This is a genomic window from Jeotgalibaca ciconiae (genome assembly GCF_003955755.1).
GTDB lineage: Bacteria > Bacillota > Bacilli > Lactobacillales > Aerococcaceae > Jeotgalibaca > Jeotgalibaca ciconiae.
Genome location: NZ_CP034465.1, coordinates 2881344 through 2900444, shown reverse-complemented (window position 1 = coordinate 2900444; position 19101 = coordinate 2881344). Strand labels below are relative to the sequence as shown.

Below are 19101 nucleotides of genomic sequence, written 5' to 3'. Positions count from 1 at the left end.
CAGTCGCTTCAACTTTTTTTATGTCTATATGATCTAGTTGGATTGTACAGCCAGTTTAGTGACAAATTAAGGGAGTAAAATTATCATATTAAAATAAATAGGAAGGGGGTATTCGATTACGCCAGAAAATTTGATCAGTGAGTTATTCCATTGAAATAATGCTATCCATTGCTTCGATTGGTGTCGAAACCGTACTTACTTCGTAAACACGATTATCTACGTTCCATAGAACATGGACTTCAGGATCTCTGTCCTTTTCAGGGTAGTCAATATACATCGTTCCCCTTTGTGATGGGGCAGGTAAATAATTTTCTTCTAAATACTCAACCATCCTTGTAGCGATTCCATGAACATCCCAATCATCTTGCAAATGAGAATGAATCGTAAAGGTCCAGTTTCCTTCTTCCCACCCGAAATAAAAGTTTCCAGCTCCAGCTTCTCCGTAGCCAGTAATTCCGTAGCCTAAGTCATAAGCGCTTTCTTCATTTTCGGGAACTGCAACGGAACCATTAATTACTTCTTCAATATTTTGAAGTGCTCCATCTTGTGAATCGTAAATTCTACTCAAAACTTCTATTTGTTGATTACCATCCTCGTTCCGATACACGACATCATAAATGTCAGGATTATTACTGATTATATCAACCCCAGTGGGTGTTGTAAAACCAGGGAAATAGCGTGGTAATAACACATATTCATCCTCCATCTCAAATTGAGATCGGATGTCATCGGTTGAATTTTGGCTCTCGCTTTCTATTTCTTCAGATTCCAGTTCTTCCGAAACACTGCTTTCTTCTGAACCAATACTCTCTTCATTGCTAGTTTCTTGGCTCTGTATTTCTTCGGATATTGAATCTGATTCTGCAGAATTCTCAGGAACTTCAGTTGAACAGCTTGCCAACAATAGACCAGAAAATCCTAATGCAATAAGCTGCTTATATGATGCAAGCGTCATAATCGTTTCCTCCTTTTTCTACTTTAACGATAAAACGAACCAAGTAGAATGTAAAGCAAAACGAATAGCGATACATCCGCCCTATATCTCCTTCATGTTCTACCAAACTCATAGTAATCGCCTTGACTTTATTCTACTAGAAAAAATAGTTTACTTTTAGTAAATTTTTTGTTTACTAATAAGAGGCGAATTCGTATAATAGTTTTCGTACTGAAAATAGATATCAAAATGAAAGATATGTGAGGAATGCAAAGTGAAGAAATTAAATATATTTTTTGGAGGAATAATTGCGGCGATTATTGTAATCTTTGGCCTACGTGCATTTATTTCTTCGCAATCCAATGACTCTAGCAGTGGCAATACAGTAACTATATTTAATTGGGGAGACTATATCGATCGAGATTTAATAACGAAGTTTGAAGAAGAAACAGGTTATCATGTTGTTTACGATACCTTTGATTCAAATGAAGCAATGGAAACGAAAATTTCGCAAGGCGGAACAAATTATGATTTGGTGTTCCCCAGTGGATCTATTATTCCTAAAATGATTGAAAAAGATTTACTTGTACCACTAGACCATAATAAAATCGTTGGTATGGAATATAATTCTGAGTTTTTGATGGATCAGCCCTATGATCCGAACAACCAGTACACGATTCCCTATTTTTGGGGAACAGTAGGAATCATGGTTAATACAAAAGAACTGCCTGATCATAATATTCGGACATGGGCAGATTTATGGAATCCTGTTTTTAAAAACGAAGTATTACTACTTGATGGTGCTAGAGAATCCATGGGAATTGCATTGCAGGCAATGGAATTATCTTTGAATGAAATTAATTACGATAGTTTACAGGAAGCAGCTAAATATTTGGCTGAATTAACACCTAATATTCATGCGATTTTGAATAATGAAATTCGTTCTTTAATGATTAACGGTGATGCTTTTATTGGAATAGGCTATTCAGGAGATGCTGCTTGGGTCGCTTCTCAAAATCCTGACGTTGAATATATTTTGCCAGAGAATGGCGGGGTCGTTTGGACGGATAATTTTGCTATCCCAAAAACTGTAAAGAATAAAGAAGGAGCCTATGCCTTCATCAACTTTATGCTTCGGCCAGAAAATGCGAAACAAAATACGGAGTATGTGGAATATGCAACGCCAAATGAAGCAGCAAAGGAACTTTTACCTGGTGAAGTGACAGCCAACAAACTTCTTTATCCAGATCCAGAAGATATCCAAGACTTGGAACACTACGAGTATTTAGGACAAGAAGTGATGAATTACTACAATGAATTATTCTTAAATATGAAAATGGGGTTATAACAGTGCTGATTACATCAAATTATATTTTCGATACAAGGACAAAGTCCACATTCGCTGGCTTTGTTCAAATTGAGGGAAAAAGAATTACGCGTGTCGGTTTGATGGAAGAAATTCCAGAAGACAAGAAGAGGATTGACTATGGAGACAACATGATTATACCGGGCTTTATTGACGCTCATGTCCACCTTTATCTCTCTGTTTTATTGTTTAACAAAAATCTAAGCTATGTTAGCGGTTTGTCAGAAAAGGAAGTTGCGGACCAAGTACCCCGACTAGATGTGGTAAACGGATGGAAAATTGGGATTGGCTGGTACAGTAGTGAATTTGGACAAAATGTTTATCCTACCAGAAAATCAATTGATCATATTTGTCCAGATATTCCAGTTTTACTGATTTCTGGTGATGCACATACGATTTGGATGAACTCGAAAGCTTTGGAAGTCATGAATATAAAAATGGAAACTGTCCCAAAAGATGTGAGTGGAGAAGCTTTAGCAGATACCGAAGGATTGACAGGCGTTTTTTTGGAAGCTGTCGCGATTCATTATTTAGCCCAAATTTTAGAGCCTTTTCAAGAAAATTTTACGAAAGAATTTCACTCTTACTGTCAGCATCTCAATAAAATGGGAATTACTGCAGTTGGCGACGTAGCCTTAACGGGAGAAGCAAAGGATGATTTAGTATATCCAGCTTTGTATGAAACTGCTCAAGAAGATACAAGCTTACGAATTAATTTCTTTCCAGCCATGCGCGAAGAGACTTTACAAATTGAACAAACTGCGAAGAAATATCATTCTGAACTACTAAATTTTGGTGGAGTGAAGCAATTTTTTGACGGTGTAACGAGCACACATACAGCCTTTATGAAAGAAGAATATGCGCATCCATACTTTAGTGGAGATGCCGGAGCTCCTTTAATTGCAGTCGAAAAAATGCGCTGTTTGATTTTAAAAGCAAATAAAAAAGGGTGGCCGATTCGTATCCATACTATTGGAGATCAAGCGATTCGTTTAGGTTTGGAGTATTACCAGGAAAGTCAGATGCTTTATCCGCTTCCGGAAGGAAAATACAATACGCTAGAACACTTGGAAGTAATGGATTGGAATGATATGCACTTGGTACAACAAGATCAGCTTGTAATTTCTGTTCAGCCCAGTCATTTATTGGTAGGTTGGGAAGCGTTGGATGCGGAAGTAGGGGCGGTACGAGCGAAGCAGATGTTTCCTTTTCATGGATTTTTAAAGGAAGGAGCGACATTGGGGTTCGGTACCGATTCACCGGTTGTAGTAGATGTAACGCCTCTTGACTCCATTTACTATGCTGTGGCGAGGAAAGATATCGGAGGCAACCCTTCACATGGTTTGATGAAAGACCAACGTATCCCAATTTTGGAAGCATTATATGCCCACACAAAGGGAGCAGCGATGGCCGTAAGTAGAAACGATATTGGATCGTTGGAAGCGGGTATGTTGGCAGATATTTGTGTATTGGATCATAATATTTTAGAGGATACCATTGATCAACTGCTGCAAACGAAAGTAATAGCAACCTATTTCAATGGTATTCTTTTAGATTTTAAATAATAGACATCCTCTTCGTATCTGTCGGTCGAAGAGGTTTTTTGCTATGTTTTTTTAGAAAAAAACCTTTTTTATATTTAAAAATACGTAAAAAACGAATATTAGAATCTATATTAGACTTTTTTGTTCATATTTATTAGAAGATTCCAATAATTTTCCGCTGGTATATAAATTGTTTATTTGCTATTCTTAAATTATTGAAAAATTATTTTTAATTTAAGACATCATAAAATATTGGAGGCTGTCCTATGATAGAAGTTATCGATTTAAAGAAAGTATTCGATAATGGATTTGAAGCTTTAAAATCAGTGGATTTTACAATAGAAAAAGGTGATTTGGTCTGTTTGCTTGGGCCGAGTGGTTGTGGGAAATCAACCATCCTTAACCTGATCGCAGGTTTATTAAGTCCTTCTGCCGGAGATATCCGCTTTGCTGGTAGCTCGGTGGTAAAGACCGAACCAAAAGACCGCAATATCGGATTCGTTTTTCAGAATTATGCATTATACCCGCATATGACGGTATTAGAAAATATCATGTTTCCTCTGACAGTCGGTCAGAAAAAGATTCCGAAAGAAGAAGCAAAGATAACGGCTGAAAAATTTATGAAATTGACCAATATTGAAGAACTCTATGATAAAAAACCCGGTACATTGTCTGGTGGACAACAGCAGCGGGTGGCTATTACACGGGCATTGGTTCAAAATCCAGAAGTATTACTACTGGATGAACCGTTGAGTAACTTGGATGCACGTCTTCGCTTAAGAATTCGAGAAGAAATCCGTCGTTTAGTCAAAGAAGTAGGGATTACGACTATTTTTGTTACACATGATCAAGAAGAAGCTCTATCGATCAGTGATAAAATTATCTTACTAAATGAAGGGGTTATTCAACAAAATGATGATCCACAAAACTTATATTTGGAACCTGCCAACCTTTTTGTGGCGAAATTCATAGGAAATCCAATTATTAATACATTATCGGTAACCGTTCAAGATGGGCTGATGAAAAATGATGTTTTCCAAATTCCAGTGTCACGATTTACTTCAGCTCGTTTCAAAGATTCTATGCCTGATGGGGAGTATGTATTGGGGATTCGCCCAGAAGATTTTTCGCCAACAGGAAATGAAGGAATCTTCAGTGCTGAATTGACGAACGTAGAATTAATAGGTCGCGAAAGAATTTTGAATTTCCAGATTGGTTTGGATCGAATGAAATCCATTGTCAGTATTGAAGATGAAATAGAAGAGGGAACTTCAGTGACTTTTGATTTAAATTATTCGAAAGCATTTATCTTTAAGAAAACGGGAGAGCGAATCTACTAATGTTTAAAAGAAGTTACAATCCCGAAAATCAACTAAAGGCTTGGTTCTTCCTTCTTCCAGCTTTAGTGATCATTATTTTATTCAGCATTTATCCTTTATATCGTTCCTTTTTTATGAGTTTTCAAAAAGGTACGCTGATTAATCCTCAATACGCAGGAATAGAAAACTATCAACGGGTGCTTACTGATCCTGTTTTTTACAAAGCAATGGGGAATACCGGACTTTTCGCCTTTACAGTCGTTCCGATTGGATTAATTATATCGCTTGCCATAGCATGGATTATTTTTGAAAAAGTGAAGCATAAGACATTTTTTGAAACGATTTTTTTCCTGCCTTATGTAACGAGTACCATTGCGATTGGTATTGTGTTCCGTTATTTCTTTAACGGCTCCTACGGAATTGTAAATTATGTTCTAGGTTTCTTTGGTATTCCAGGGTTGAATTGGCTGGATGATGTAGATTTAAGTATGCCGACTCTGATTATTTTCGGGATATGGACGAGTTTGGCTTTCAATATTATTATCCTTTTGGCAGGACTGCGAAACATTGATGAAGAACATTATAAAATTGCCAAAATGTTTGGTGCAGACAGTTGGGAAATATTCCGCCGAATTACATTCCCGCAATTGATACCAACCATTACGTTTTTGCTTACTGTGAATCTGATTTCTGCCTTTAAAGTATATACGCAAGTCTATGCTTTGTTTAATGGACAACCGGGAATTGCAAAAAGCGCAACGACTGCAGTGTTTTATATTTATGATAAATTCCATGTTGCCGGAAGACCGGGGATTGCCATGGCAGCGACGGTAATCTTATTCATTGTTATTTTATTGATTACCTTCATCCAAAATAAAATCTTGAAGAGAGTGGGGAGATAGATATGAAACACTTTGTAACAGTTATTTCTTTGACTTTCTTGGGGATAATGGCAATCGTGACCCTCTTTCCTTTTATTTATATGATGCTCGCTGGTTTAATGACTTATAGTGAAGCAACCAGTATTCCGCCAACACTTATTCCGGAAACTTTTCAATGGTCGAATTATACGGAAGTATTTGAAAAGGCTCCTTTTTTACGTTATTTCCTTAACACAGTTTTTGTATCTTCCGTTACAACCATTGCAACAGTTTTTACAGCAATTCTGGCTGCTTTTGCATTGACTAGCTTAGAGTTCAAATTCAAAAAAGTAGTAATGGGTATCATGGTCTCTTTATTAATGGTTCCTTATGAGTCAATTATTTTCACGAACTACAACACGATTTCACGTATGGGGTTATTGAATTCCTATTCTGCGTTGATTATTCCATTTTTAACAAGTATTTTCTATATTTACTATTTATATGGATACTTACAAAGTATCTCTAGTACGTTTTATAAAGCGGCAAAAATTGATGGAGCTTCCGATATAGAATATATACGTAAAATATTGGTGCCGATGTCGAAGCCAGCGCTTGTAACAGTAGGCATTTTAACGTTCATTTCCAGCTGGAATTCGTTTTTATGGCCGCTTTTAGTTACCAATGAAAAAAAATATCGATTATTGAATAATGGTTTGTCTGCATTCACAACAGAAAGTGGCAGTGCTGTACATTTGCAAATGGCAGCAGCAACATTAACGGTCATTCCAATTTTAATTATTTATTTAATCTTTAGAAAAGAAATTATGCAGGGAGTGGCAAAAAATGGAATCAAAGGCTAAAACAACCGTGTCGTTTCATAGTGGGATTCTAACAATCGGTGGAACGATTATCGAGGTTGCTTATAAAGATGCACACATCTTTTTCGATTTTGGTACGGAATACCGCCCAGAATTGAATTTGACCGATGAAAAGTTAACTACTTTATTAACCAATCGTTTAATACCTGAATTAAAAGGATTATATGATGAAAGATTGGGATACAGCTACCAAGGAAATGATGGTGAAGAATACCAACATACAGCTGTTTTTTTATCTCATGCACATTTAGATCATTCTAAAATGATTAACTATTTGGATCCTGAAATTCCGCTGTATACGATGAAAGAGACGAAAACAATTCTTCGTTCCTTAAATCGAAATGGCGATTTCCTCATACCTTCACCTTTTGAAGAGAAAAACTTTACCCGAGACTTGATTGGACTTGAAGCGCATGATGTCATCCAAATAGGTGAAATTAGTGTGGAAATTGTTCCAGTCGATCACGATGCATACGGGGCAGCAGCGTTACTTATCCGCACGCCGGATCAATTCCTTGTTTATACGGGCGATTTACGTTTGCATGGTTACGACCGTGAGAAAACAGAAGCTTTTTGTAAACAAGCGAGACATACTGATTTGTTGATGATGGAAGGCGTGAGTATTAGTTTTCCAGAAAGAGAAGCCGATGCTGATCAGATTAGTGTTTTGTCTGAGGAGGAATTGGTACAGGAGTTTGTTCGTTTGATGGAAGAGAATCCAGAACGACAAATTACTTTTAATGGTTATCCAGCAAATGTCCTTCGTTTCATAAAATTAATTGAATTTTCACCGCGTACAGTTGTATTGGAAGCGAATATGGCTGCCTTACTTCAGGAAGTACGTAATCTAAAAGTCCGTTACTATTATGCGGAAGAAAATAGCAGGATTCAAGCATTAGATCCAGAGCTTGAAGTGCCATACGAAGTTTTAATCAACGATCAAACCACATATTTATGGCAGGTCGTTAATAAATTTGAAAACTTACAAGGAGGAGGCCTATACGTTCATAGTGATGCACAGCCATTGGGTGATTTCGATCCTCAATATGCAATTTTCTTGAATTTATTGGAAGAATTACAAGTAAGCTTTGTAAGACTTTCCCTTTCAGGACATGCATTTGAAGAGGATTTGAATGAAATTATTCGAATGATTGAACCGAAACTCTTGGTTCCCATCCATACATTAAAACCAGAAAAGCTGGAAAATCCGTATGGAAAAAGAATACTGCCGAATCGCGGCGATAAAATTATTTTATAATAGATAAGGGGAGAGTAACAAAATGAAGATCAATAAATTGGCAACAAAAATGTTTGTGGCAACAGCAGCACTTGTACTAGGAGCTTGTGGAAGTGGAAATGAAGAAGGAACTGCAAACAATGATGAAATTCTAACTGAGTTGCCAGAGGAGACAACCATTACATTTTGGCATGCAATGAACAGTGCCCAAGAAGAAGCGTTGGTAAAATTAACCGATGATTTTATGGCTGAAAATGAAAACATTAAAGTAGAACTACAAAATCAATCGTCTTATCCAGACCTACAAGCAAAAATTAATTCTACTTTGCCATCTCCTAACGATCTACCAACAATTACTCAAGCATACCCAGGTTGGCTTTGGAATGCAGCACAAGACGAAATGCTTGTTGATTTGCAACCATACATCGATGACGAAACAATTGGCTGGGGAGATCAAGAAGAAATTATCAATTCACTTTTAGCGGGTGCAAAAATCAATGATACGCAATACGGCGTTCCATTTAACAAGTCTACAGAAATGTTGTTTTATAATGCAGATATGTTGGCGGAATATAATGTTGAAGTTCCAACAACATTGGAAGAATTAAAAGAAGCATCTCAATCGATTTATGAACAATCAAATGGAGAAGTAGTAGGAGTAGGATTTGACTCATTAAACAACTATTATGCAATTGGAATGGAAAACAAAGGGATTTCCATTAACAAAGATTTAGATCTTACTAGTGAAGAATCAAAAGAAGTAATCAATTATTATGCAGATGGTGTACGTGACGGCTACTTCCGTATTGCTGGCTCAGACGGTTACTTATCTGGTCCATTTGCAAATGAACAAGTTGCAATGTTTGTAGGCTCCATTGCTGGTGAAGGATATGTAAAACAAGATACTGAAGGAAAATTTGAGTATGGCGTAGCAGCTCGTCCAGAACCAATCAACTTGCAACAAGGTACCGATATCTACATGTTTAACAGTGCAGCAGCTGAAGAACGTACTGCAGCATTCTTATTCATGAAATTCTTGTCAGAACCTGAAAACCAATTATATTGGGCTACTGCGACTGGTTATATGCCGATCGTTGAATCAGTTGTGAACAGTGACGAGTATAAAAACTCTACGGAAACAAAAGTTCCCGCACACTTGAATGAAGCAACAAAAGAATTGTTCTCCATTCCAGTTGAAGAAAATGCTGATCCTGCATATAACGAGATTCGTTCAATCATGGAAAACATTTTAGTTAATACGGACAAAGATATTGACGAATTAATTGAGAACTCAGTTCCACAGCTAGAGGATGTTTGGAATCAATAATTTTAAAAGCTGAATAAAACGAACACCCCTCGACATTAAGTCGAGGGGTGTTTCCCTACCAAAATCAGATCAGCACATGGTCATTAATTAGTAAAAAATAATTGATACTGTTGTAATTCATTAGCAGTCATTGAATCATTATGATTTTCTGCCAAACCTCTATGTGTGTACATGTAAGCCAGTACTCGCTTCGTGCTCGCCTCTGATTACCCACCCATTTTTTTATAATTCAACAAGCCAATTGGTTTGTTGAATTTGTCCATCTAATTCTCGTAGTTTCTTTGATACATCATTCATTTTTTTGCTTAATTCTTTTGTATCAATTGTTCGAATCATTCGAATTTCATTGCGTCCAAGCCTTCTATAATCGTTCGTTGATTCAATTGTATTTGAAAGCAGACTATGGATCCTTCTTAAAGATTCTCTTTCCTCCAAAGCTTCGATAATCAACTTTTGGCCATTTTGTAGATAGCTAGAAGCGTTTCGCTTATTAATTTTCACTACAAGTTCTGAGAACTCCTTGTTTATTTTTTCATAGTCTTGAATCAATTCTTCAATCTCTGTATCCAATGAATCACCTTCTTGAATCAAAGAATTAGCTTGTATTTCTTGTTTTAAAGCAGATAATTTAGATTCAAAATCTCGTCTAAGTAATAATGCTTCTGCAAGTTTCATAAAAAACTTCCTTTCATGATGTAATATTATATAAAACAAAAGACGAACTTATAAAAATCGCTTAAGTAAATTGTATCAGTATTGCCTATAGAAAAGGTAGTAAAATGATTTTGAAAAATTCTAAGTCGTTCTAAATTGATATTGTTACCGGTTCTTACTAATTATTGGTAAAGTTAGAATAGAAATTACTGATTGGCTAAAATAGAAATAAAGGAGTTAATAAACATGAATTATAAAAGGATACTTCTATTATCTAGTACTTTTATTTTACTTGGAGCTTGTAATTCAGCGCAACTTACAGATCCTTCCAGTTCATCAGAAAGTGCAATTTCTGTATTGGAGTCAGAGGAATCAATTGTGGAGCAGACGAGTAGTAGTCAGGAATCGGAATCGAGTGTAGTGACCGAAACTCCAGAAAATACAGATACGACCGATCATCTGTTTGACGGTTTAATTACTGATACAACTTTTTCTAACACGACCGGTTATCAAGCTTGGCTAGATTATGTACGTGTAACAGGAGAATACACGTTAGGAGATATTGAAGCGGTAGAGAGCAGCAAGGGTTCTTCGAGTGCGGAAATTGATGCCCTCTTTGATGAAACGATTGAAAGAGCAGAAACAGAAATTACTGAAAATGAAAAAATGGTCTTTTATCGTTATCCTGATGAAGAAGGAGGAGTATTCAGTGAAATCTCTTCCTTTCTCGCAGAAATAACATTTTATTTTGTTGATGACCATCTTGTCTTTTCTTCGGTCACACCAGGTTTTTATAATGTCGAACTTAATAATGCAGAAGAATTCGAAGTTTTAGGAAATTTGTTTACTGTAGAGGAGATTGAAGAGCTTCAACCACAAGTTTTTACGGTGTCAGAAGTAATTTATAATGGCAAACTTTTGAATCAAATCATGGTACCCGCTCAACCAGTGGAAAACCAAGAAAATGTGGTGCTGAATGCATTTTATTTCTTTGTAACAGGAGAAGAAATCATTCAATTTGCCTATCTTCCTTTTGAAGAAGTCGCCCAAGACTTCCCGACTAGTTCTGTATTGATTTACAATAGCTATTTTAACCAGCAAGCGAATCAATAGAAGAGAATAGAATGATCGAAATAAGTATTGTAAAAGACTCAGTAGGATAAAATAAACCATAAGAATTATGTCATCGTGGATGACAAATATCGAAAATATTAAGATTTACTTAGCTGTTCCAAAAGTATTCAATAGCTATTTTTGGTATACTGGAAAAGAAGTTTTTTGAATTTTGACAGAAAAGGGGATGAATAAATGAAAAGCTTGACAAAAATTGGCTTTATATTTGGTTTAGCGCTTTTATTAAACTTGACCTTTAGTGAATCAGCTTTTGCGGAAAACCGTTTAACGGACATGAAGATTGAAGTAGAGCTGCAAGAAGACGGCTCCGGGATTATAACGGAACACCGTAGAATGAACATGGATGAGGGAACAGAGCTTTTTATCGTAATGGATGAATTGCAAGATTCTGAATTACTTGATTTTTCTGTTACTGGCTTTGAAGAAGTTGAAGATTGGGATTCTGGTGAATCTCTAGAAGAAAAGGCTGGAAAATATGGAATTTTAGAGACAAGTGATGGGCTTGAACTTGTTTGGGGAATTGGCACATACGGAGAAAACACCTATGAAGTGACGTACACACTTTCAAATTTAGTTCGAGAACTGGAAGATGGACAGGCTTTACTTTGGAATTTTGATACATTCTCAGATATTCCGGCAGAGAATTTAATTGTCGAAATATCAGGAGCGCAAGCCTTCACAGAGGAAAATACAAAACTTTGGGGATTTGGCTTTGATGGCGATATCCAACTAGTTAACGGTCAGGTTGTTTGGGAAGCCTTTGAAGAGGTTGACAATCGAAACGATGTCACTGTTCTGCTTCAGTTTCCAGCAGGTTTTTTCAATACACAAGTGAGTGTGGATATGAACTTGGAAGAACAACGCGAGATGGCGATGGAGGGTTCTTCCTATAATAATGAAGCTGGCTCAGATAGCATTCCAATTATTATAGTTTCTTCCTTCGTTCTTCTTGGTGCGGGGGGAGCTGCTCTAGGCATTAATTACGCTTCTAAAATAAAAAAAGCGAAAGAAGAAGCTGGTCAAATGCGGACAGGTTCAAAAAGAATTGTTGATAATAGAGGAATTGTTTATGATAAGATTCCATTCCAAGGTGATGATTATGCAGGAATCGCTTATTTACTGCATCAAATGACGTATGGTTATTTTGAAGATTATTTCTCCGCATATTTATTAAAATGGATTATGGAAGAACGAATTCAAATGAACACATCTGAAAAAAACACTATGTTTAGCGAAACGTATGAAACAGAAATAGAAATATTTAACTATGAGGAAGAGTGCAAACTTCATAATCGTCCCTTTGCGCAATATGTAGAAGATTTGCAACGAGATGAAAACGAATTGTATGAGACAGGATTATGGATTATGTTATTGGACGCTGCAGATAATCGAGGTTTTGTTAATGACGATCGTATCAAAAGATGGGCAAAAGAGCACGCGAAAGAAGTGGAAGAATATTCAGAGTTTTTAGTTGATTACTCCAAAGATTATTTACAAAGAAATGATTTGATTCGCTTTGAAGAAATAACGGTATGGGGATCTAACAAAGAGGTGGCGGTTGCTAGTACAGAAGGGGACGAACTCTTTGACCGATTAGTCCAATTTGATAATTATTTAAAAGAAATGGAATTAAAAGGTCTGGATGATTCATCAATCCAGCTCTCTTTGGAAGAATATCTTTTATGGAAAGTACTATACTTTAAGGGAGCAGAGTTAACAAAAGAATTCAAAGAATTTATACCGAATCCAGATGATTATTATGAAGATAATAATTATGTTTATTATTACTGGTATTGGCATGGTACAACAGGATTTAACCAAAATTGGTCTACTGGATTAGCAAGCGGTGGTTTCAGTTCTAGCCTTACTTCCAGTGCATCTGCTGGTGGAGGCGGGACAACCTCTATTGGCGGCGGAGGCGGTGCTGGTGGAGGCGGCGGTGGAGGAGCTCGTTAGATCGGGTTCTTCTATTAATCGATTGAAAGAGGAAGCATCTATGTATTCAAAATTATTAGCAGAACATGGGTTGGTTAGTTTTATTGCGGGTTCAGATTATAATTTTCGTTACCAAAACGTTGGTGAAAAAATAATTGATGAAGTTGAGAGGGCCTTCAATGAAATGAAAATCTCTCCTAAAGTTATCTATTCAGGCAAACAAACTCATGGAAAAAAAACAGTATATTGTGATGGACAGAATGGAGATGCATTTGTTGTTGGTCGTGTATTTTCCGATACAGATGGACTCATAACAGATAAAAATGAAATAGCTTTGTTAATTAAATTTGCTGACTGTACTCCAATTGTGTTATTTGACCCTGTTAAAGGTGTCCATGCCAGCGTCCATTCCGGATGGAGAGGTACCCTTCAACGGATATCTATTGAAACCATTGAAAAAATGGAGCGAGAATTCAGTTCAAAAAGAGAGCAGATGCTAGTTTTTATCGGACCTTCCATTGATCAAGATAATTATGAGGTAGGGGCAGAAGTGTATGAAGCATTTGAGCATTTCGAAAATCGAAATCAATTTTTCAAACCTCATGGGGAGAAATTTTTACTGAGTATGATTGATGCTAATTTATTAATTTTAAGAGAATCAGGAATAAAAGCATCCCAAATTGATGTGTGCAGAGAATCTACCTATAATAGTGAACGACTACATTCTGCAAGAAAAGAAGGAAAGAATTACCAGCTAAATGGTATTATTACAATGATGATGTGAGGAAGAAAAGGAAAAGACACAAGACTCGGTTATATGATGGCTGAATCTTATGTCTTTCTACTTTCTGTATATCTTAATTCTAATAGATGTTATCCCATTACTTTTTTGTGTTTTTTGGATAGGAGAAGTAAACTAAAAGAGACTTACAATCTATATGAATAAAGCGGTAAAGGGGCGGAAAAAATGGAAAGAGCGGGAAAAGTACTGTCTTTTTTGAGTAAAATTGGTGAAAATAAGTATTTGATTTCAATACGTGATGGTTTATCATTTACTGTCCCTTTTACGATTATCGGCAGTATCTTTTTAATTATTGGAAACTTTCCGATACAGGCATGGATAGATTTTATTGAGCCATACTCTGGAATGCTGGGTTCCATGGTCAATGTTACCTTTGGTATGTTGGGATTGATAGCAGCAATAGGCGTTGGATATAGCATGGGGAAAAATTTTGGATTAGAGCCTTTATCGAACGTAATCATTACTGTTGTTGCATTTTTACTTGCAACAGTTGGGGAAGACTATTCAATCAATCCAGCAGACTTAGACGCAACAGGGATGTTTACTGCGATTTTAGCAGCAATTCTCACAACTTTCGTTACAAGATTTGTATTAAAAAGAAATTTAGTGATAAAAATGCCGGAGGGAGTTCCTCCAGCGGTGACGCAATCATTCACAAGTCTGGTGCCTGCTCTAATGATACTTAGTCTCGTTTGGGTTATTAAAGTTCTCTTAGGTGTCGATATAAATGCATTTTTACAATTGTTATTTAAGCCGTTTATATTTGGTTTAGATACGATTCCAGGACTTCTCCTCTATACTTTCTTGGCATTAGGACTATGGACATTCGGAATTCATGGCCCAAATCTATTATCAGGAATCGCAACGCCAATATTCTTAGCAAACTTCGGTACAAATGTGGAAGCTTTTCGAAATGGCAATCCAATACCGCATGAAGTTGCTGAAGGATTCTGGACCTTATTTATGAATATTGGCGGATCTGGCGCTACTTTAGGACTGGTAATTGCTATGGTCTTTGCAAAAAGCAAAACCTATCGGGAGTTAGGAAAATTATCTTTTCCATCGGCAATTTTTTGCATTAATGAACCGATAATTTTTGGTTTTCCAATTGTCATGAATCCGATCATGGCAATTCCATTTATTTTAACGCCGATGGTTTTAGGAACAGCCACTGTGGTTCTCATGAGATTGAACTTGATTGGCAGAATTGTATTACAACTGCCCTGGACGACGCCCCCCATTATTGGTCCTTATTTAGCAACTAATGGAGATGTTGGCGCTGCGGTGTGGTCATTATGTACAATCATTATTTCCTATTTAATTTATCTACCATTTTTTAGGGCAGTTGATAAAAAACAAATGGTATTGGAACGCGAAGAAAGAGCGTAAAGATTCCGAGTAAAGAAAATTGATAAAACTCTAATATTTCATAAGTGTAAAAAATGAGCTGGATAAATAATCCAAGCTCATTTTTCTTTTGATTGTTCCATGATAGTAGCCTCCATAAATAAATCTATATCATTTAGAAAAGAAAAGGCTGGATGGCAGCTTGCCATTCATTTTGTCTTTCGACCATTTTTCTATTATTGGCTCCGCTCGTAGACAGGCATTTTATTACCCTATACTCATTAAATATATTGGAAGCAACGATTTGCTGATGGGCTGTATTTCCATTTGCGATAATTAATTTAATGGAAGTTTCGGATAGAATTTTGTCAAAATGATTTAGTTTAACTGTTACAAAGTTACTATCCAAACTTCCTTTTCTGTCGAAACGACCAAAGATATCCCACAAGCCAATCTTATTTTCCTTAAGCAATTTTAAACGCTCCTGATAATCGATAGGATCATTTGTATTTAGACACGAAAAAATAATTCTCCAAAAAAAGTTTCCTTTGTTACCATAGTACTGTTGAAGCTCTAATGATTTTTCACTAGGAGCACTTCCAAGTATTAGTATTTCTGTATTTTCATTATAAATGGGTTCTAAACCCTGTTTCATAATATCACTCCTAAAAAAATAGCTGAGATCATATTGTGTAATGTTTATATTACATCGATCTTTATTTTTCATTGAAACGCATCAGAATATTGAACAACTCCATGAACATTCTGTAACCCTTCATCAATAACTTCTTTTGCCATGAAAGCTTCCTCTGGAACATCGAAAGGCGCATGTATTTGATAGCTGCTTGCAAGTTGGTAACCGAGTTTTCGATAATATTCTGGGTGACCTAAAATAATGATAAATGCATAACCTAATTCGACCGCTCGTTTTTCCAGTTCTTTTATAAGAGCTTTCCCATAGCCTCTTCGTTGTGATTGAGGCGATACTTCAATCGGGGCAAGGGCAAGCCCAATCCATTTTCTATCTTCATCTGCAACTTTTATTTCACTTAACAATCCATGTCCTATGATTTGATTATCACTAATAGCAACAACTTCTAACATTTGATTGTAATGAGATTCTTGCCGAAGCCTCTCAACTAGCTCTGCTTCATTCTCGTATCCGTATTCCGTATTAGAAAAAGATTCTCGAATCAACTTCTCAACATCTTTAAAATCTTCCGATTGTAGGGATCTAATCAACATAACTTGAGCTCCTTTTTTAAATGATAAATTTTACAACCGACTTGTTCTATCAGTATAACATTTTCTAATCGTGGTCAATTAATTTCTCATAAAAAATGAGAATCGCAATCTGTCATTGATGGTGAGTTTTATACCGTTTTTAGAATAGAACCTGGGGTGGCGAATGATAGTAATGCCTATTACGATACGAAAAATATTGGAGCTACCATTACTTTTCAAACCTGTGATAGGGTTAATCAGAGCTAATTATTTTTAGAACTGGGATTTTTTAAGGAGAATGATTCATTTCATTTCTCTTTAACCGACTTAATAAGAAGATAAAAAATACTTTATCTGCTTTATTAAAATGAAAAAATGTAAACGGTTTAGTAAACTTATTGATGGATGTGATAAAAGGGGGAAGGTAAGTGTATTCTGTAATATTAGTAGATGATGAGCAAATGATTCGTGAATCAATTATAGAGTTAGTCGACTGGAATAAGGCCGGATTTGAAATGATTGGTCAAGCAAGCAACGGTGATGAAGCGTTAGAATTTATTGAAAAGAACACACCGGATATTTTAATTACTGATATAAAAATGCCAATTATGGATGGAATTCAATTGGCGAAAGAAGTCAGAGAAAAACATCCATCGGTAAAGATAATCTTTTTAAGCGGATATGATGAATTTGAGTATGCAATTAGTGGTATCAAACTGAATATTATTGAATACTTACTAAAACCTATATCAAGAGTTGAATTAGAAGAAACACTGAAAAAAGTAAAGAAGAACTTGGACAAAGAACAAAGAGAGGCAAGGGATTTAAAGCTAGCTGAAGCAAATTATCAAAAAGATATTGATGTCGTCAGAATGTCTTACCTATTGTCCTTAATAATGGAAAATTATGAGAGCACTTCAATGGCTGAAACAAATCATCTCTTGCAGTTCAGTTATATCAATTGAATTTAAGTGGAAGCTGGAAAGTTCTCATCAATGTAAATATCGATCGGTCTTCGATAATTGAAGATGAAAGTGCCATCAATCAATTTGAATTAATGAAGTATTCTCTTTCAAATGTTGTTCGAAAAATCATGAATAAATATGTAAATGGTGAAGTGTTTGCGTTTACATCTAATGTTGTAATCATTCTAGCCGATACCAAAGAAAATATCGAATTGTACCGAGATATTATCGTAAAAGAAATTGAAGAAAGTGTTAAAAAACTATTATCATTTGATGTTTTTATAGGAGTGGTGAGTGGGAGCGTCAATAATTTTGTGTAAATGGTTCTTCCCTACTGTAGATTGTTTCTAATTCTCCATCGGTTGACTCAGCATTTGTTCGAGCTCGCCTTCGGCCTGTTGGAAACCTTTATGACTGCGACCTAGGAATTTTTGGTTGTAAGTATCAAAAGACGAGACTAAGAAACGTTCCATCGACTCTTCATTTTGGAACTGTTCCTTGCGGTGGCTGTATTTCTTGATTTGCTTATTAAAGGATTCAATCACGTTCGTAGAGTAAATAGTCTTGCGTATGACTAATGGGAAATCATAGAAAGTGAGCAGGTAATCGTTCGAAAGGATCGATTCCACCATTTTTGGATAGCTGGTTTTCCATTTTTCCGCAAAAGCACCACGTGCTTCCAATGCCGCCTTTTTAGATGACGCTTGATACACCATTTTAAAATCATCACAGACTTCCTTACGATCATCGACACGCACTTTGTGACTGATATTACGGGAAACGTGCACACAGCAATGTTGAAAACGGGCTTTGGGGTAGAACCGCTGCACGGCCCCTGCCATCCCCTTTAAGCCATCCGTGATGAAAAGGAGGACGTTTTTCACGCCACGTTCCTGGAGGTCTATTAAAATCTCTTCCCAAATCGTGATAGATTCAGTTGGTGCAATCGCATAGCTCAACACTTCCTTTGAACCGTCCGGGCGAATGCCTACTGCGATATGAATGGCTTCCTTGGCAACGGTTTTCCGCTTTAAAGGGATATAGGTTGCGTCCATATAAATAGCGGAATAACGGTCATGAAGCTCACGTTCCTTAAATGAAGTGACTTCTTCCGTAAATGATTTAGTCATATTGGACATGGTTTGGGGCGTGTAGTGATGCCCATACATTTTCTCAATCAAGTCTGCGATTTCCGACATGGTAATACCTTTTCGGAAGAGGTGAATGACGGTCTCCTCTAAGGTATCATTCGTCCGTCTATAAGCAGGAACAGTCTGTTGCTTGAACTCGCCGTTGCGGTCGCGCGGAATCTGGAGATGAAGTTCCCCGTACTCGGTCTTGACCGTACGGTCATAGGAGCCGTTACGAGAATTCCTCGTGTTAAAACCAATGCGATCATACTTTTCGTAATCGAGGAAAGCTGTTAACTCCGTTTTGAGAAGCGTATTGACTGCTTTCTCCAAATGGACACGGAATAATTCATTCAAATCGCCTTTGTTTGCTAGAGTCTTTAGAATTTCTGTAGTAAAATCGTTCATAGGGAAGTCCTCTCTTCTGTGAATGTGTTGTGGT

Annotated in this window: 18 protein-coding genes; 13 read left to right on the top strand and 5 right to left on the bottom strand. The window is 36.5% G+C overall.

Features of this window, described 5'->3' with window-relative positions; genetic code table 11:
- Positions 1-142: 142 nt before the first annotated feature.
- On the bottom strand, positions 143-955 hold the full coding sequence (locus EJN90_RS13555; protein ID WP_126112110.1) for a hypothetical protein: 813 nt from the start codon (positions 953-955) through the stop codon (positions 143-145).
- A 253-nt stretch (positions 956-1208) separates the two neighbouring features.
- On the opposite strand from EJN90_RS13555, the gene EJN90_RS13550 reads away from it, so the two are divergent.
- The 7 genes from EJN90_RS13550 (at position 1209) to EJN90_RS13520 (ending at position 9468) form a co-directional block, all read left to right on the top strand.
- Positions 1209-2282, top strand: a complete 1074-nt coding sequence (locus EJN90_RS13550) for an ABC transporter substrate-binding protein (RefSeq protein WP_126112107.1) — start codon at positions 1209-1211, stop codon at positions 2280-2282.
- Positions 2279-3865: an amidohydrolase gene (locus EJN90_RS13545; protein ID WP_126112105.1), complete on the top strand. Its 1587-nt coding sequence runs from the start codon at positions 2279-2281 to the stop codon at positions 3863-3865. Before EJN90_RS13550 ends, EJN90_RS13545 begins: the two co-directional genes overlap by 4 nt.
- Before the next feature lie 245 nt (positions 3866-4110).
- Positions 4111-5184: an ABC transporter ATP-binding protein gene (locus EJN90_RS13540; RefSeq protein WP_126112103.1), complete on the top strand. Its 1074-nt coding sequence runs from the start codon at positions 4111-4113 to the stop codon at positions 5182-5184.
- A complete protein-coding gene (locus tag EJN90_RS13535; RefSeq protein WP_126112101.1) occupies positions 5184-6065 on the top strand; it encodes a carbohydrate ABC transporter permease in 882 nt (293 codons plus the stop codon). The genes EJN90_RS13540 and EJN90_RS13535 overlap by 1 nt, the downstream gene beginning before the upstream one ends.
- Positions 6066-6067: 2 nt before the next feature.
- Positions 6068-6886: a carbohydrate ABC transporter permease gene (locus EJN90_RS13530; RefSeq protein WP_126112099.1), complete on the top strand. Its 819-nt coding sequence runs from the start codon at positions 6068-6070 to the stop codon at positions 6884-6886.
- Positions 6870-8162, top strand: a complete 1293-nt coding sequence (locus EJN90_RS13525; RefSeq protein WP_126112097.1) for an MBL fold metallo-hydrolase — start codon at positions 6870-6872, stop codon at positions 8160-8162. Before EJN90_RS13530 ends, EJN90_RS13525 begins: the two co-directional genes overlap by 17 nt.
- A 22-nt stretch (positions 8163-8184) precedes the next feature.
- Positions 8185-9468 carry an extracellular solute-binding protein gene (locus tag EJN90_RS13520; protein ID WP_126112095.1) on the top strand — a complete coding sequence of 428 codons (1284 nt, stop codon included), beginning with the start codon at positions 8185-8187 and terminating at the stop codon, positions 9466-9468.
- A gap of 222 nt (positions 9469-9690) precedes the next feature.
- Here EJN90_RS13520 and EJN90_RS13515 read toward each other — a convergent pair whose 3' ends face one another.
- A complete protein-coding gene (locus tag EJN90_RS13515; protein WP_126112093.1) occupies positions 9691-10143 on the bottom strand; it encodes a DIP1984 family protein in 453 nt (150 codons plus the stop codon).
- Positions 10144-10368: 225 nt separating this feature from the next.
- Between EJN90_RS13515 and EJN90_RS13510 the strand changes: the two genes are divergently transcribed.
- The 4 genes from EJN90_RS13510 to EJN90_RS13495 all read left to right on the top strand — a co-directional run bounded on the left by EJN90_RS13510 (position 10369) and on the right by EJN90_RS13495 (position 15382).
- Entirely contained in the window at positions 10369-11235 is an 867-nt protein-coding gene (locus EJN90_RS13510) for a hypothetical protein (RefSeq protein WP_126112091.1), read from the top strand.
- Positions 11236-11430: 195 nt separating this feature from the next.
- A complete protein-coding gene (locus tag EJN90_RS13505; RefSeq protein WP_227872523.1) occupies positions 11431-13212 on the top strand; it encodes a DUF2207 domain-containing protein in 1782 nt (593 codons plus the stop codon).
- Positions 13196-13975, top strand: coding sequence for a peptidoglycan editing factor PgeF (pgeF, locus tag EJN90_RS13500; protein ID WP_227872522.1), 780 nt, complete (start codon positions 13196-13198; stop codon positions 13973-13975). The genes EJN90_RS13505 and pgeF overlap by 17 nt, the downstream gene beginning before the upstream one ends.
- A 183-nt stretch (positions 13976-14158) precedes the next feature.
- Positions 14159-15382: a PTS sugar transporter subunit IIC gene (locus EJN90_RS13495; protein WP_126112089.1), complete on the top strand. Its 1224-nt coding sequence runs from the start codon at positions 14159-14161 to the stop codon at positions 15380-15382.
- Positions 15383-15515: 133 nt separating this feature from the next.
- Here EJN90_RS13495 and EJN90_RS13490 read toward each other — a convergent pair whose 3' ends face one another.
- Both EJN90_RS13490 and EJN90_RS13485 read right to left on the bottom strand, forming a co-directional pair.
- Positions 15516-15995 (bottom strand): DNA-deoxyinosine glycosylase, encoded by a 480-nt coding sequence (locus EJN90_RS13490; RefSeq protein WP_126112087.1) that lies wholly within the window; start codon positions 15993-15995, stop codon positions 15516-15518.
- 68 nt (positions 15996-16063) lie between these two features.
- Positions 16064-16585: a GNAT family N-acetyltransferase gene (locus EJN90_RS13485; protein ID WP_126112085.1), complete on the bottom strand. Its 522-nt coding sequence runs from the start codon at positions 16583-16585 to the stop codon at positions 16064-16066.
- A 407-nt stretch (positions 16586-16992) separates the two neighbouring features.
- Here EJN90_RS13485 and EJN90_RS13480 point away from each other — a divergent pair, with 407 nt between their 5' ends.
- Entirely contained in the window at positions 16993-17529 is a 537-nt protein-coding gene (locus EJN90_RS13480) for a response regulator (RefSeq protein ID WP_126112083.1), read from the top strand.
- Positions 17526-17849: a hypothetical protein gene (locus tag EJN90_RS13475; RefSeq protein ID WP_126112081.1), complete on the top strand. Its 324-nt coding sequence runs from the start codon at positions 17526-17528 to the stop codon at positions 17847-17849. The genes EJN90_RS13480 and EJN90_RS13475 overlap by 4 nt, the downstream gene beginning before the upstream one ends.
- Before the next feature lie 27 nt (positions 17850-17876).
- Here the strand turns inward: EJN90_RS13475 and EJN90_RS13470 are convergent, their stop codons facing one another.
- Positions 17877-19067 carry an IS256 family transposase gene (locus EJN90_RS13470; protein ID WP_126112079.1) on the bottom strand — a complete coding sequence of 397 codons (1191 nt, stop codon included), beginning with the start codon at positions 19065-19067 and terminating at the stop codon, positions 17877-17879.
- Positions 19068-19101: the final 34 nt, after the last annotated feature.